This is a genomic window from Myxococcus sp. CA005 (genome assembly GCF_006518205.1).
GTDB classification, from domain to species: Bacteria; Myxococcota; Myxococcia; order Myxococcales; family Myxococcaceae; genus Myxococcus; species Myxococcus xanthus.
This window is the reverse complement of the sequence record NZ_SRLV01000141.1, coordinates 1-13956: the sequence shown is the minus strand read 5'-3', so window position 1 is coordinate 13956 and position 13956 is coordinate 1. Positions and strand designations below refer to the sequence as shown.

Annotated in this window: 12 protein-coding genes; 3 read left to right on the top strand and 9 right to left on the bottom strand. The window is 69.9% G+C overall.

Annotated elements, in window-relative coordinates; genetic code table 11:
* Together FMQ63_RS35435 and FMQ63_RS35430 are read right to left on the bottom strand one after the other, a co-directional pair.
* On the bottom strand, window positions 1-1559 hold a 1559-nt coding region (locus tag FMQ63_RS35435; protein WP_141276971.1), incomplete at its 3' end, for a M50 family metallopeptidase.
* 15 nt (window positions 1560-1574) lie between these two features.
* Window positions 1575-1997, bottom strand: a complete 423-nt coding sequence (locus FMQ63_RS35430; RefSeq protein ID WP_011552638.1) for an NUDIX hydrolase — start codon at window positions 1995-1997, stop codon at window positions 1575-1577.
* Between the two features lie 70 nt (window positions 1998-2067).
* Here FMQ63_RS35430 and FMQ63_RS35425 point away from each other — a divergent pair, with 70 nt between their 5' ends.
* The 3 genes from FMQ63_RS35425 (at window position 2068) to FMQ63_RS35415 (ending at window position 6218) form a co-directional block, all read left to right on the top strand.
* On the top strand, window positions 2068-2553 hold the full coding sequence (locus tag FMQ63_RS35425; protein ID WP_225909928.1) for a hypothetical protein: 486 nt from the start codon (window positions 2068-2070) through the stop codon (window positions 2551-2553).
* Window positions 2554-2608: 55 nt separating this feature from the next.
* The gene (gene acs / locus FMQ63_RS35420; RefSeq protein ID WP_026113972.1) at window positions 2609-4564 is read left to right on the top strand and encodes an acetate--CoA ligase; all 1956 of its coding nucleotides are present in this window, start codon (window positions 2609-2611) and stop codon (window positions 4562-4564) included.
* Window positions 4565-4862: 298 nt separating this feature from the next.
* Complete coding sequence (locus FMQ63_RS35415; RefSeq protein WP_011552641.1) at window positions 4863-6218, top strand: aminotransferase class I/II-fold pyridoxal phosphate-dependent enzyme; 1356 nt, start codon at window positions 4863-4865, stop codon at window positions 6216-6218.
* A gap of 25 nt (window positions 6219-6243) precedes the next feature.
* On the opposite strand, the gene FMQ63_RS35410 is transcribed toward FMQ63_RS35415, so the two are convergent.
* The 7 genes from FMQ63_RS35410 to FMQ63_RS35380 all read right to left on the bottom strand — a co-directional run bounded on the left by FMQ63_RS35410 (window position 6244) and on the right by FMQ63_RS35380 (window position 13834).
* The gene (locus tag FMQ63_RS35410; RefSeq protein WP_011552642.1) at window positions 6244-6873 is read right to left on the bottom strand and encodes a histidine phosphatase family protein; all 630 of its coding nucleotides are present in this window, start codon (window positions 6871-6873) and stop codon (window positions 6244-6246) included.
* Window positions 6874-6914: 41 nt separating this feature from the next.
* Window positions 6915-7550: a hypothetical protein gene (locus tag FMQ63_RS35405; RefSeq protein WP_011552643.1), complete on the bottom strand. Its 636-nt coding sequence runs from the start codon at window positions 7548-7550 to the stop codon at window positions 6915-6917.
* The gene (locus FMQ63_RS35400) at window positions 7547-8428 is read right to left on the bottom strand and encodes a ribonuclease HII (protein ID WP_011552644.1); all 882 of its coding nucleotides are present in this window, start codon (window positions 8426-8428) and stop codon (window positions 7547-7549) included. Before FMQ63_RS35400 ends, FMQ63_RS35405 begins: the two co-directional genes overlap by 4 nt.
* A gap of 275 nt (window positions 8429-8703) precedes the next feature.
* Window positions 8704-9087, bottom strand: coding sequence for a carboxypeptidase-like regulatory domain-containing protein (locus FMQ63_RS35395; protein WP_228556551.1), 384 nt, complete (start codon window positions 9085-9087; stop codon window positions 8704-8706).
* A 44-nt stretch (window positions 9088-9131) separates the two neighbouring features.
* Window positions 9132-10598, bottom strand: a complete 1467-nt coding sequence (locus tag FMQ63_RS35390) for a tetratricopeptide repeat protein (protein WP_011552646.1) — start codon at window positions 10596-10598, stop codon at window positions 9132-9134.
* Window positions 10599-10609: 11 nt separating this feature from the next.
* Window positions 10610-12385 carry a M61 family metallopeptidase gene (locus FMQ63_RS35385; protein ID WP_011552647.1) on the bottom strand — a complete coding sequence of 592 codons (1776 nt, stop codon included), beginning with the start codon at window positions 12383-12385 and terminating at the stop codon, window positions 10610-10612.
* A 30-nt stretch (window positions 12386-12415) separates the two neighbouring features.
* Complete coding sequence (locus FMQ63_RS35380) at window positions 12416-13834, bottom strand: RsmB/NOP family class I SAM-dependent RNA methyltransferase (RefSeq protein WP_011552648.1); 1419 nt, start codon at window positions 13832-13834, stop codon at window positions 12416-12418.
* Window positions 13835-13956: the final 122 nt, after the last annotated feature.

Sequence of the window (13956 nt, the reverse complement as noted above, 5' to 3'; positions counted from 1 at the left end):
GGATGGGGGGTGGGCGCCGAGGGGGCTTCGCTCGGTGTCGGGCCTGTCGAAGGTGCGGCGCCTGCCGCCGCTCCGGTGGACGCCGAGCCTGCACCTGCGTCGGCTCCTGGAGTTGTTGCATGGGTAGCAGCGGTGGCCGCTTCCTGACCGGCCTTGCCGTCGGGTGTGGCTGGGCTCGTTGCGGGGGGCTTGGCAGGTTCGGCCGTTCCGGTTGTTGCCTGTGTCCCCGCGTCGGCTCCGCTCGGGGGCGTCCCGGCGGAACCCATGGTGGTGGGGCCACCAGGGCCGGTTCTATTCGCCGTGGTTGGGGCCGCGGCTCTCGTGGGATTCGCCCCAGCCGCCGCGCTTGCTGCGGCCCCAGCAGGGCTCGTTCCTGGTGCGGCGGCTGTCGTGCCGGGCACCTTCCCCGGTGTGGCCGGTGACGGAGCGGGGGAGGGGACCATGCCATTCGCGGAACCCGCCGTCGCTGCCGGAGGCTGGTCCACCTGCGCGGCCCCCGCGTCGTGGGCCTGCGATTCCTCCAAGCCCAACCGCGCCGGCAACGCGCGCCGAATCTCCGCGGTCGCCATCAAGATTACGGCCACGGCGATTCCCAGGAACCCCACCGTCTGCGCCACCGTCTCCACGCGAGGGGGAATCCGCCGGCCGCTCGCCGCCTCGACCAGGAGCAGCACCACGCGGCCTCCATCCAGCCCAGGCACGGGTAGCAACGTCAACAGCGCCAGCACCACCGACGCGGCCACCAAGGTCCGCAGCAGGGCATCCGTCCCGGACGACATCGCGTCCGCGGACTCCTGTCGCACCAGCGCTCCGGGGCTCGCCGCGTCTGCGCTCTCCAGGCCGTGCTGCATCATCCGCTTCAACAGCGCCACGCCTTCTTCGGCCACCTTGACGGTGTGCGTGAACGAATGGCTCAGCGCCTCACCCGCGCCGTGCGCCTTGTAGACGTACTGCTGGCTCACCCCGATGCGGCCCGTGCCGCGCTCATCCGGCCGGGGCCGCACCACCACCGAGCGCGCATCGCCGCCGCGCTCCACGCCCAACTCCAGCGGGACACCCGGCGCCGCGCCCACCTTCTCCACGAACTCCGACCAGCTCCGCAGCGGCTGTCCCGCGACATTGACGATGCGGTCCCCCGGCAGCAGTTGTGCGCGCGCCGCCTCCGAGCCCGGCTGCACCGTCCCCACGGTCAGCGGCACCACCACGTGCGTGCCCGACGTGTACAGCGCGAACAGGACACCCAACGCGAGCGCATAGTTGGCCAGCGGCCCCGCCAGGATGATGAGGATGCGCAGCAGCGGCCCGCGCGCGGCGAAGCCCGCGGCCTCGTCGACGTCCGCACGGTGCGGGTTCATCCCCTGCATGTGCGCCGTGGCGCCCAGTGGCACCGCCGCCAGCACGTACTGTGTCCCCCACAGACGGAAGGACACCAGCGGTGGACCGAAACCAAACACGAAGCGGGGCACCCGCACGCCGAGCAACCGCGCGGCGACGAGGTGCCCCAATTCGTGGAGGGTCAGCAGGCCTCCCAGGGCGAGCAGGACGAGCGCGTAATGCATCCTCCCGCGCCGTTCCTAGAGCTTCCGCCGCTGTCCGGTCCGCTTGTACGTGACGTAGTCGGACAGGATGGTGTCGTGGTCGAAGCACAAGTCCTTCGGCAGGTCATCCACGCGGAAGGCGCGGGCCTCGGCCGCGTCGTCGGCGCCCTGCGGTTCGCCCTCGGCCGAGCCGATGTAGACGGTGGAGATGTTGTGCTGCCGCGGATCCCGCCGGGGGTCCGAGTACGTGAAGAACTGCTCCGACAGCTTCACGTGAAGTCCCGTCTCTTCCTGCACCTCGCGCACGGCGGCGACGTCGAGCGGCTCGCCCTCATCCACGAAGCCACCCGGTAGCGCCCAGCCGACAGGCGGATTCGCACGCCGGATGAGGACGATGCGTTCACCGGGCAGCTCGATGATGCAGTCCACGGTGGGCTTGGGGTTGCGGTATTCGGGCATGACCCCCAGTCTACCTGCTGCCGTCACGCTCGCACTTCCTAGATGCGTGCCGTGGAGTATTGTGCGCGCCGTGTCGACTCCGAGACGCCATCGCCTCGTCCTCTCCGGCCTGCTCCTGGCGTGCCTGGTGGGCTGTCTGCCCCACGTCCAGGAGCCGGGTGATTACGTCTTCGAGCCCGTCGAGGTCCTCCGCGACGACTGCGGCCTGCTGGAGACCAACCGCAGCCAGCTCTACGGCACCCTGCAAATCAGCGGGCGCGTCGTCCGCCTGGACTTCGGTTTCCTGGACAGCCACCTCGTGGGCTATTTCCTGGAGGATGGAGACCACTTCTCCATCGACGGGAGCGTGGTCAAGGCCGCTGCCGAGGTGAACGGCCAGGAGTGCCTGTTGGACCAGATCAACATCCACATCGACGGTACGACGCAGTGCGAAACGCAGTTCAATGGCGTGCTGCGAGTCCGTTACGACACGCGCCGCCCCGACGAATGCGTGTGCGAGATGTGGCTGCGCTACGAGGCCGTCAAGGAATCGAAGCGCTGCGACACGGAGGGTTGAGCCGCGCGCTCCGTGTTCCTAGAACAGGGTGGCATTGTCCACGCTGGAGGAACGCATGGCGGCTTCGAAGCATGAGATTCACTCGGTCCTGACAGAAGCACGCGTCTTTCCGCCGCCAGAGGCGTTCGCCCGGCGCGCGCACATCCGGAGCATGGAGCAGTACCAGCAGCTCTGGGACGAAGCCGCGAAGGACCCTGACAAGTATTGGGGCGACCGCGCCCGCGAGGAGCTGTACTGGAAGGCGCCCTTCCAGACGGTGCTCGACTGGAAGCCGCCGCACGCGCGGTGGTTCGTCGAGGGCAAGACGAACCTAGCCTACAACTGTCTGGACCGGCACCTGGCCACCCGCAAGGACAAGCCCGCCATCCTCTTCGAGGGGGAGCCCGGCGACCGCCGCAGCCTCACGTACGGCGAGCTGTCCACCGAGGTGAACAAGCTGGCCAACGCGCTCAAGTCGCTGGGCGTTCGGAAGGGTGACCGGGTGGGAATCTACCTGCCCATGGTGCCCGAGGCCGCGGTGGCCATGCTGGCGTGCGCTCGCATTGGCGCGGTGCACTCGGTGGTGTTCGGCGGCTTCTCCGCGGAGGCGCTCCACGAGCGCATGAACGACGCGGGCGCGAAGGTGCTGCTCACCGCGGACGGCGGTTGGCGCAAGGGCGCGGTGGTGCCGCTCCTGAAGAACGTGGAGGCGGCGCTGCCGCACATGCCCACCATGGAGAAGGTGGTGGTGCTCCGCCGCACGGGCAGCACGCTGGCGCTGTCCGGGCCCAAGCTGGTGGCGTGGGACACGCTGGTGAGCGGGCAGTCCGCGGAATGTGAACCGGAGTGGGTGGAGAGCGAGCACCCGCTGTTCATCCTCTACACGTCGGGCTCCACTGGAAAGCCCAAGGGCGTGCTGCACACCACGGGCGGCTACGCGGTGAATACGTCGCTCACCACGCGCTGGGTGTTCGACCTGCGCGAAGACGACGTCTACTGGTGCACCGCCGACGTGGGCTGGGTGACGGGCCACTCCTACGTCGTCTACGGCCCGTTGATGAACGGCGTCACCACCATCCTCTACGAAGGCGCGCCCACCCAGCCGGGGCCGGACCGCTTCTGGGACATCATCGAGCGGTACAAGGCCACCATCCTCTACACCGCGCCCACCGCCATCCGCGCCTTCATGCGGCTGGGCGAGGAGCCCGTGCGCAAGCACGACTTGTCCTCGCTGCGTCTGTTGGGCAGCGTGGGCGAGCCCATCAACCCCGAGGCGTGGATGTGGTACCGCGACGTCATCGGCGGGGGGCGCTGCCCCGTGGTGGACACGTGGTGGCAGACAGAGACGGGCTGCATCATGGTGTCGCCGCTCCCGGGCGCCACGCCGACGAAGCCCGGCTCGGCCACGCTGCCGCTGCCCGGCATCCACGCGGAGATTCTGGACCGCGAGGGCAACACGGTTCCGCGAGGGCAGGGCGGACTGCTCTTCGTCACGCGTCCCTGGCCCTCCATGTTGCGCACGGTGTACGGCGACCCGGACCGCTACGTGCGCACGTACTTCAACGAGCTGCCCGGCATGTACTTCACCGGCGACGGCGCGCGCACGGATGCGGAGGGGTACATCTGGCTGATGGGCCGCGTGGATGACGTGGTCAACGTCGCCGGCCACCGTCTGGGCACCGCGGAGGTGGAGAGCGCGCTGGTGGCGCATGAAACCGTCGCGGAGGCCGCCGTGGTGGGCCGTCCGGACGACTTGAAGGGCACCGCGCTGGTGGCCTTCGTCACCCTGAAGCAGGGCCACACGCCGTCCGACGCGCTGAAGAAGACGCTGGCCGCCCACGTGGGCCGCGAGATTGGCGCCATCGCCCGCCCGGATGAAATCCGCTTCGCGGAGGCGCTGCCGAAGACGCGCTCGGGGAAGATCATGCGCCGGCTGCTGCGCGACGTGGCCGCGGGCAATCAGGCCTCCGGGGACACCACCACCCTGGAGGACCTCAACGTCCTGGCCGCGCTGAGGCAGAACGACGACTGATGGACACTTGCTCGCACTTCAGGGCAGGGGGGCGTCAAAACCCGCCTCTGCCCTGGGGCGAAAAACCAGGATTCGTCGTTTTTGGCCCGGACAATGCGTGTCTATCTGGGTATCTCGCGCCTGTTTCAGCCTACGCAGCACATCCGGTTGAATCGGAACAAACGAATACAACGGAGCCGTCAGGGTAGGCCGGTTGACACTGGAAAGATGCAGAGGCATTAAATGTGCCGCTCGCCCCCCCCTCCCCGAGCGCCGCGCCTCTCGTTGACAGCGCGACCTTTCCCCCTGGACGTGCTTCATGGATTTCCGAGCTCAACTCGACTCGCCGCTCTTCACCCACTTCATCTCCCATTACGCGCAGCCGACGGGACCTGACCTGCTGGGTCGGACGGAACCCTTCTTCGAGTGGCAGGAGTCGCGGCGGCAGGCGGGCCTGTGGCCGTACTCGCGAAGCCTGGAGGCGGCACCGAAGGCGGAGTGTGGTGTCCGCAGTGAGACGGGGGCGGTGCGCCAGGGGCTGAACTTCGGTTCGCAGGATTACTTGTCGCTGTCCACGCACCCGGCGGTGGTGGAGGCGGCCCAGCGGGCCATCCAGGACTACGGGTTGCACAGCGCGGGCTCGGCGATGCTGGGGGGCAATACGACGCCGTCGCTGATGCTGGAGAAGGCGCTCGCGGAGCACCTGCAGACGCCGCACGTGGCGTTGTTCTCCACCGGCTGGGGCGCGGGCTTCGGCGTCATCGCTGGGCTGGTGCGTCCCGATGACCACGTGGTGCTCGACGCGCTGTCGCACGCGTGCCTCCAGCAGGGCGCCGCCGCCGCGACGACGAACGTGAGCCGCGTGCCGCACCTCAACAACCGCGCCATGCGGCGCAAGCTTCAGGAGATTCGCGCCCGCGACACGCAGAACGCGGTGCTCGTCGTCACCGAGGGCCTGTTCTCCATGGACTCGGACGTGCCGCGGATCGAAGAGCTCCAGTCCATCTGCCGTGAGTACGGCGCGACGCTGCTGGTGGACGTGGCCCATGACCTGGGCGCGATGGGGCCCCGGGGGACGGGCAGCCTGGGCGTGCAGGGCCTGCTGGGGAAGGTGGACCTGGTGGTGGGCGCCTTCTCCAAGACGTTCGCGAGCAATGGCGGCTTCGTGGCCACGCGCTCGCCGGCGGTGCGCCAGTTCATCCGCATCATGGGCGGGCCCCACATCTTCTCCAACGCGCTGCTGCCCATGCAGGCGGCGGTGGTGCTGGAGTCGCTGCGCATCGTCCGCTCGGAAGAGGGCGACGCGCTGCGCGCGAAGGCGCGGGAGAACATCCTGGCGCTGCGCGGAGCCTTCGAGGCGCGGGGCGTGACGTGCCTGGGCGAGCCGTCCAACGTCGTCCCCGTGCAGGTGGGCGACGCGAAGGTGGCGCGGCTGGCCTCGAAGAAGGTGTTCGACCGCGACATCTTCGCCAACCTGGTGGAGTACCCGGCCGTTCGCTTGCGCGAGACGCGCTTCCGCATGCAGGTGATGGCGTCCCACACGCTGGAGCAGGTCCAGCGGGCCGCCGACGGGGTGTGCGACGCCATCGAGGAGGCCCGCGCCGAGCTGGAGGTTCGTCCGGCCGCGACGCGCGCGTCCCGCCGCGACGAGCAGCGTCCGCAGGTGGAGCTGTAGTCTCCACGAGCGTCCGCGCGGGCGCTCAGGTGTCGTCGAGGCTGGAGGCACGCAGATGGGTGACGTCACCCCACGTCACCAGCCGCCACGCACCTTCGTGGTAGTCGAATTGGTTCCACCCGGCGTTGAGCACAGAGAAGGTGCGCGGCGCCGCGTGCGGAATCCCCAGGCTGTGACGGAACAGGAGGCTGAGCACGCCTCCGTGGGTCACCACCACCAGCCGTTCGCCCCGGTGGCGCGCGCCCAGTTCCTCCAGGCACTCCACCGCGTGGCGCAGCCGTTGGGACGTGCTCTCCCCGCCGGGGACGATGTAGTCCGGCGCGCCACCGGCGTACGCGGCGAAGACGTCCGGGTGCTTCTGGCGTGCCTCGTCCCGGGTGAGGCCTTCCAGGATGCCCAGGCCCCGTTCGCGCAGGCGGGTGTCGGACTGGACGGTGTGGCCCGTGCGGATGGCGATGCGCCGCGCCGTTTCCTGCGCCCGCCCCAGGTCGCTGCAATAGAGCGCCGAGAATCGGACGGGCTCCAGGCGCGCGGCCAGGGCGTCTGCCTGGCGCAGGCCCACCTGGCTCAAGGTGCTGTCCTGATGTCCCTGGAGGCGCCCCAGGGAGTTCCACTCCGTCTCTCCGTGACGGAGCAGGATGAACTCGGTCGTCATGGACTCAAGCGTCGCTTTGGCGCGTCGCCTGAGTCCAGCACTCAGCGCGTCCGCTCCAGGTGGGTGATGCCTTCTTCCAACAGCGCGGCCACGCCCCGCTTCACGACGTGCACCACCTTGTGGCTGTAGGCCGGCCCACCGTGCGTGTAGTGGCCGCTGACCTTGTGGTGCAGCTCCGTGGCGCCCCACACCAGCACCAGGTCCGCCCAGTCCAGGTCGCTGCGGGCGCGGTCCGCCGTGCGGCGTTCCGTGCCGTCCACCATCCGCAAGTCAATCTGGTGGCCCAGCTTGGCCTCCAGCTCCTCGCGCACGGCCGGCGAGCCACCCACCACCACCACGCGGCGCACGCCGTAGCGCTGGCAGGCCTCCACGAAGGCCACCTCCGCGCGGCGGTTGGCCGAGCCGCCACAGCGCTCACAGTGCAGCCGTGGCTCGATACGCATCGGCTCACGCCCGCTGGCCTGCGCGACCTTGAGGCACGCGCCGTCCGCGCACACGGAGAAGAAGCGCCCCGCCAGCAGCTCCGCCGCCTTGAGCAGCTTGGGCTCGCTCATGCGCTGGCGGCCGGGGCGGGTGAGGCCCACTTCCTCCAGCACCGCGCGGGTGCGAGCGCGGGCCTCGGGCAGGGTGATGCCTCGCGCGGCCATCCACTCGTCGATGTCCCGGTCGGCGCTCATGACTTCACCCCTGTTCGGGAAGGGGCCTCGGGGAACAGCTCCGCCTGGAGGGCGGAAGGCGGTGAGCCGGTCGGCAGGCCCAGGGCCTCGCGCACCGGCGCGAAGCTGCGTCGGTGGATGGGCAGCACGCCCTTTTCACGCAGCACCTGCAGGTGGTGCGGCGTCGGGTAGCCCTTGTGCGCGGCGAGCCCATAACCCGGGTACTGGTCATCCAGCTCCGCCATCCAACGGTCGCGCGTCGTCTTCGCCAGGATGGAGGCCGCTGCGATGCTGAGAGACAGTGCGTCCCCCTTGATGATGCCCTTCTGCGGCACCGAGCACTCCGGCACCGTGCGAGCATCCACCAGCAGGTGGTCCGGCTTCACCGACAGCCCCTCCACCGCGCGGCGCATGGCCAGCAGGCCCGCGTGGTAGATGTTGATGCGGTCGATTTCCTCCACCTCCGCGCGGCCCACGGCCCATGCCACCGCGTCGCGCTTGATGGCCTCGGCCAGCGACTCGCGCTTCTCGGCGTCGAGAATCTTCTTCGAGTCATCCAGCCCCTTGAGCCGGAAACCCTTGGGCAGCACGGCCGCGGCGGCCACGACGGGCCCCGCCAGGGGCGCCATGCCCGCCTCGTCCACACCCGCGATGTGCGTGTGGCCCTGCTCCCAGAGCTCCGTCTCGAAACGGAGCAGCTTGCGCATGCGCTGGCCCTCCGCGCGGTTCTTCTCCTGGCGCGAACGGATGCGCCGGGCGAGCGCATGAGCGCCCGCGCGCGGGTCCGCGTCCAACGCCTCCAGCAAGCCGGTGGGGACGGGGGTGGCCTGGGTGACGAAGCGCGCGGTCAGCTCGGACAGCGCGCACTGAAGCAACTGTTCCACCGTGTCTGCGGACATGATGAGGGCCCGGACCTACCTGGAACGTGGGCTGACAGGACCCCTTGCGCGGGGAACGCGCACACCGCGGCAACACATCCCCGCGGCCCCGTGCTCGGAGGAAGCCGACTGGAGGGCCCCCCTGGAAGCAGGGGAGGCCAGACGCGGGGAAGGCTGACGAGCGTCACGCATGTCACCAGCCGTACTCCATGGGGCGGGTGGAGCACAACCTCCCTCGCGTTCATTCAGATGAATCCATGAAACAGCGGTTGTCTCAGCGTCGCGCGGCGCGGGTCCTACGGATTGAGCTGGAGTTGGAGGGTGGCCGGCTCTGGCTGGCAGTTGCAGGTGTCACACACCCATTCCACCTGCTGGGCGTCGGACACCTTGGCGCCCGCGGTGGCCACGACTCGCACCGCGCTGGGCGCGAGCGATTCGTTGATGGCGGTGCTGACGCCCTGGTCGTCTGTCACGCCGGTGATGCTCACGTTGGAGGTCACGTTGGTGCCGGTGACTGTCGCCCCGCGCACGCGCGCGCCCTCCGCCGACAGCACCTCCACCTTCAACGACACCTGCTCCGCCTGGCAGTCGTCCACCGCGCGCTCCATGCGAGGCGCCTGGTCACATGCCGCGAAGAGACCGAAACCGATGAGCCACGAAAACCAGCGTGCGCGAACCATGCCGTGAAGGGTGATGCTGGCGTGCGAGCGCGGCAACGTCTGTATCAGTCGGAAGTCGGAGACACGCGTTCACTCGCGAAGCGTGCCGCTGCCGTGTCTGGGTAACGGTGGAGCACGTAGCGGTAGACTTCTTCCGCGCGCGGCGCGTCGTGCATCCGTTCACCCAACACACGCGCCAGAAGTACCAACGCACGGGGCGCGGTGGGCTCATCGGGCGCCGTGTCTGCCGCGGATTCCAACGCCGCTACCGCCAGTGGGAAATTTCCTTCCACGGCCGCGGCCTGTCCGACGAACAGGTGGTGCTCTGGGGGCACACGCAGCCGCGGTTGCTGCCGCACCGTGGCATACAGCGACATCGCGAGTGGAACATCGCGGGCGTTCACCGCGGCCGCCAGCGCCTCCAGGGTGTCGTCGTTGGAGCTTCCCGTCTCGATGGCCCTGGCCGCCGCTCCGGTGAAGGGAATGGGACCGGCATCGCGCAGGGGCGGCGCCATGCGGCTCGGTTGTGCGTCGCCCAGCACAGGGGTCAGGTAGTCTTGCTCGAGGCCATACCCCAGCGCATCGCCCCGCGTGTACAGCAGCAGCCCCACCACGTGCGCGGCGGTGAATGGGATGACCAGCGTGACGGCTTCGGCCAGTACGCGTGAGATGACGAAGAGGTCCAGCATGCGCAGCAGCAACGCCACCCCGTGCGTCATGAGGTGGAGGACGCCCAGGCCCACCAGCGTTCCCGCGACCAGCGTGTAGTCCCGGCCCAGGCGGCGGACGATGCGAAGGGTTCCGGGCACGTCGAACAAGGTCAGCAGTGGCTGGCGCGCGGCGGTGATGAGGAGCGCCGCGGGCAGCCAGAGGACGCCGAGCAGCAGCAGGCCGATCAGCACCGGATCCACTGTCAGCAGCCCGGGGGTGTCCAGGCCCCGAATCCACGCGCCGAGCGCCGAACGCCCCTCTTGGAGGAGCGGGCGCACCACGGTGACGTAGAGGAACGCGGGCATCCAGACGACGGCGAAGGTCACCACGCCGCGGAGGCCGGGGAGGACCGCGTCATGGAAGTAGTCGCGGTAGTCGGGCGAGCGCAGCGCCGTCTCGCCGCGCGCCGAATCCCGCGCGAGCGTGAAGAAGGTGCCCCAGAAGACGCCTCCGTAAATGGTCAGCGGGATGAGGGCCGAGAAGGAGATGGCCAGCTCCACCAGCCACCGGAGCGCCGCCAGGAAGACGCTGACCGCCACGATGACCTGCGAGCCGGACGGGGTGAAGACGTAGCGCCACGCGCCCTTGAGCCGCTGCGCCACGGACACCCGGCTGCGGGAGGTGAGCAGGGTCTGCGCCACGTCGCCGCAGCGCTCGCACGCCACCAGCTCCACCGTCTGGGCCCGCCGGCCCACCACGCAGTCGGGGCAGAGCGTTTCGTTGCACCTCTCGCAACGCCACCCGGCCACGGTGGTCCGATGCCGCTGGCAGCGGGGCAGGGGCGCATCCGGTGGAATGATGTTGGGCGATGAGGGGCTCATGGCCCCCAAGCCTACGACTGCCCAGGGGACTCTTCCCAGGGGCTTCCGAGCCACGCCTGATAGGCGGCCTTCTGGGCGTCGGTGGGGCGCTCCACGCGGGACAGCCACGCCGCCTCCGCGGGCTTCGTCCCCAGCACCACCGGGATTTCGAGCAGCCGGTCGCGGCGGAACACCGTGAGCCGCACCGTCTCGCCGGGCCTCCGCTCCTCGCAGCGGGACAGCAGGGTGGCGCCGTCCACCTTCCAGCCATTCAGCGCGACCAGGTCGTCCTCCACGTAGAGCCCCGCGTCCTGTGCGGGCGAGCCATCCATCACCACCGCCACGGTGCCACTGCCCCGCGTGGTGACGCCCAGCCAGCCCTTGGGCTTCCCTTCCCCCGCCCGGTTTCGCGGCGGCGTGCCTCCCTTGTCGCTGGCGGCCTCGCGCGGACGGAAGTTCAGCTCCAGGCCCACGTGGGAGAAGACGGAGTAGTCCAGCGGCTGCGTGGTGCGTAGCGCCCGGTCGAAGAAGGGCGTCAGGTCCACGCCGGCCACCTCGCTGGCCACGGCTTCGACGCCGTCCTCGGGAACGCCGGAGCCGTCGCTGTAGCGCTGCCACAAGACGCGCACGACGTCATCCAGGCCACGGGCGTCACCGGTGGCGCGGCGGATCTCCAGGTCGAGCAGCGCGGAGACGACCTCGCCCTTGAGGTAGTAGGAGATGGCGCTGTTGGGCGAGTTCTCGTCCGGGCGGTAGTGCTTCACCCAGCTCACCAGCGACGCCTCCGCCAGCGTCTGCACGCGCCGCCCCGGCGTGGCATGCAGCGCGGTGAGTGTTTCGCCCAGGCGCGTGAGGTAGCGCTGCGCGGACATCAGCCCGGCGCGCCGCACGAAGAGGTTGTCGTAGTACGCCGTGGAGCCCTCGAAGGCCCACAGCAGCGAGGTGTAGTTCTCCTTCGCGTAGTCGAAGGGCACCAGCGCGCGCGGCTTCACCCGCTTGATGAACCACAGGTGGAAGTACTCGTGCGCCACCAGGGTGAGCAGGTCCTCCCAGCCGCGGTTGGTGGAAAGTCCGACGCGGGGGAACAACAGCGCGGTGCTGGCCTTGTGCTCCAGGCCGCCTCGGCCCCGGTCCGTCAGGTACAGCAGGATGAGGTAGCGCGGCATGGGCAGGCCGCCGAACACGCGGGCCTGGCATTCGCAGATGCGCTTCAGGTCCGCGCACAGCCGCTCCGGGTCCTGCACCGTGTCGCCCCACACCACGACTTCGTGTGGCACGCCCTCCACACTGAAGGTGAGCGGCGTGTGGGGACCGACCTCGAAGGGGCTGTCCACCAACTCGTCGTAGTCCTGGGCGACGAAGGTGTTCGCGCGTTGGCCCAGCGCGCAGAAGGTCCGCCAGCCGGAGGGCGCGTCCACCGTGACGTGGTGCTCCAGCCCGCGCGTGTCCTCCGTGTAGAGGAACGTGGCGGCGCCGTTGAAGTAGGCGTGTGAGCCGTCCAGGTGGTTGGTGCGCACCGTCAGCTCGTTGGCATAGACGCGGTAGCGCAGCGTGACGGCCACGCCCTTCGCGTCCACCCGCCAGGTGCGCTTGTCCGCGCGCCGCACCGGAAGGAGCGTTCCGTCCGGCGCATGGGCCGTCATGTCCTGCACCTGCCGCGCGAACTCCCGCACCATGTAGCTGCCGGGCGTCCACACCGGCATCACGGCGTCCAGCACGCTGGCGCCTCCTGGAAAGGAGGCTTCCACCTCCAGCAGGTGCGTATGCGGCCGGGGCATGGAGACGCGGTAGCGGACGGCACGGTGCATGAGCAGTGTCTCTCTCCCCCCGGCCGCAGGTTACTTCGCGCGGACGAGGACGGCGCCGAAGAATCCGTCGGTCCCGTGGGTGTGAGGCGCCAGCCGGAGGAAGGGGCCGGGGCCGACCTTCTCGGCCAGCTCCGCCCCCAGCAGCTCCGCCACCGGCTTCACCGTGAACTCGGGGTGCTTCGCGAGGAAGTCCTCCACCACGTTCTCGTTCTCCTCCCGCAGCACGCTGCACGTGCCGTAGATGAGCCGGCCACCGGGCTTCACCAGCGTGGCGAAGCGCGCCAGCAGGGCCTTCTGCCGGCCCACGTGCATCTCCAAATCCTCCGGCGTGAGGCGGTAGCGCGCGTCAGGCTTGCGGCGGAAGGTGCCGGTGCCGCTGCACGGCGCGTCCACCAGCACCCGGTCCGCCTTGCCCTTGAGGGGCGTCAGCGCGGCGTCGGCCTCCGGGCCCTCGTGGGGGATGAGCTGGGCGCGCACGTTGTGCACACCCGCGCGGCGCGCGCGCTTCTTCAGGTCCTCCATGCGGCGCTCATCGATGTCCAGGGCGTGCAAGTCACCCCGGTTCTTCATCTGCGCGGCGAGCTGCAGCGTCTTGCCGCCGGCACCCGCGCACGCATCCACCACGCGCGTGGGCGGCGCGTCCACCAGCATGCCGAGCAACTGGCTGCCCTCGTCCTGGAGCTCCAGCATGCCTTCGCGGAAGCTCTCCAGGGAGAAGGCGTTGATGCGCGTCTCCAGCACCAGGCCCATGGGCGACAGCGGCGTGGGCTTGACGTCCACGGTCTCCGCTTTCAGCCGCTGCGCCAGCGCGTCGCGGTCCCCCTTGAGGAGGTTGGCGCGGGCGACCAGCGGGGCGCGCTCGTTCATCGCCTCCGCGGCGCGAGCGGCGTCCCGGCCGAACGTCTGGAGGAAGCGGTCGGCGAGGAAGTCCGGCAGCGACGCGGCGATGGGGAAGCGCTCGCGGGCGGGCAGGGCCTCCAGGGCGGCGGCGGCTTCGGGAAGGGCACCCAGGGCTTGCGCATCCGGGGGCGCCAGCGCGGACTGGCGGGCCACCAGGCCGTGGGGCTCGCCGTAGAGGACGCGTGAGGCGGCCAGGCGGAGCACGTCCTGGCGCGAGGTCTCCAGGCTGTCGAAGCGTGGGTGGGCGCGGGACAGCAGGAAGTCCACCGTCCGCTGGCGGCGCAGCAGGCCGTAGACGCGCTCGGCCACGGCGCGGCGCTCGTTGGAGTAGAGGTTGGCCTTGCGGCGCAGGGTGAAGTCCAGCGCGCGGTCGGCCATGCGGCCCTCGTGCCGGACCGAGCCGTACGCCTCCAGGCAGGCCTGAAGGACCAGGTCTTCTCGCAGGGGCCGCTCGGGCCGCTCGGAGGGGGAGGGCTTCTTCCCGGACGGAGCGCCGGACTTCTTCGGGGCCGACCGCGAGTGCGGGCGGGACTTGCGTTGGGTGGCCATGACGGAATGCGGCTTTGCATTCCTCGGGCCGGGTTGACAAGCGCGGAAAGCAAATCCGCCCTGGCGGACGCCCGCCCCTCCGCCTGTCTCTTATACACCTCTCCGAGCCCACGAGACGCTCA

Bases quoted from the DNA above. Each gene is read 5' to 3' on its own strand.
- FMQ63_RS35410 (WP_011552642.1), bottom strand. From the start codon at position 6,873: ATGACGACCGAGTTCATCCTGCTCCGTCACGGAGAGACGGAGTGGAAC.
- FMQ63_RS35415 (WP_011552641.1), top strand. From the start codon at position 4,863: ATGGATTTCCGAGCTCAACTCGACTCGCCGCTCTTCACCCACTTCATC.
- FMQ63_RS35430 (WP_011552638.1), bottom strand. From the start codon at position 1,997: ATGCCCGAATACCGCAACCCCAAGCCCACCGTGGACTGCATCATCGAG.
- FMQ63_RS35405 (WP_011552643.1), bottom strand. From the start codon at position 7,550: ATGAGCGCCGACCGGGACATCGACGAGTGGATGGCCGCGCGAGGCATC.
- FMQ63_RS35395 (WP_228556551.1), bottom strand. From the start codon at position 9,087: ATGGTTCGCGCACGCTGGTTTTCGTGGCTCATCGGTTTCGGTCTCTTC.
- acs (WP_026113972.1), top strand. From the start codon at position 2,609: ATGGCGGCTTCGAAGCATGAGATTCACTCGGTCCTGACAGAAGCACGC.
- FMQ63_RS35380 (WP_011552648.1), bottom strand. From the start codon at position 13,834: ATGGCCACCCAACGCAAGTCCCGCCCGCACTCGCGGTCGGCCCCGAAG.
- FMQ63_RS35385 (WP_011552647.1), bottom strand. From the start codon at position 12,385: ATGCACCGTGCCGTCCGCTACCGCGTCTCCATGCCCCGGCCGCATACG.
- FMQ63_RS35390 (WP_011552646.1), bottom strand. From the start codon at position 10,598: ATGAGCCCCTCATCGCCCAACATCATTCCACCGGATGCGCCCCTGCCC.
- FMQ63_RS35400 (WP_011552644.1), bottom strand. From the start codon at position 8,428: ATGTCCGCAGACACGGTGGAACAGTTGCTTCAGTGCGCGCTGTCCGAG.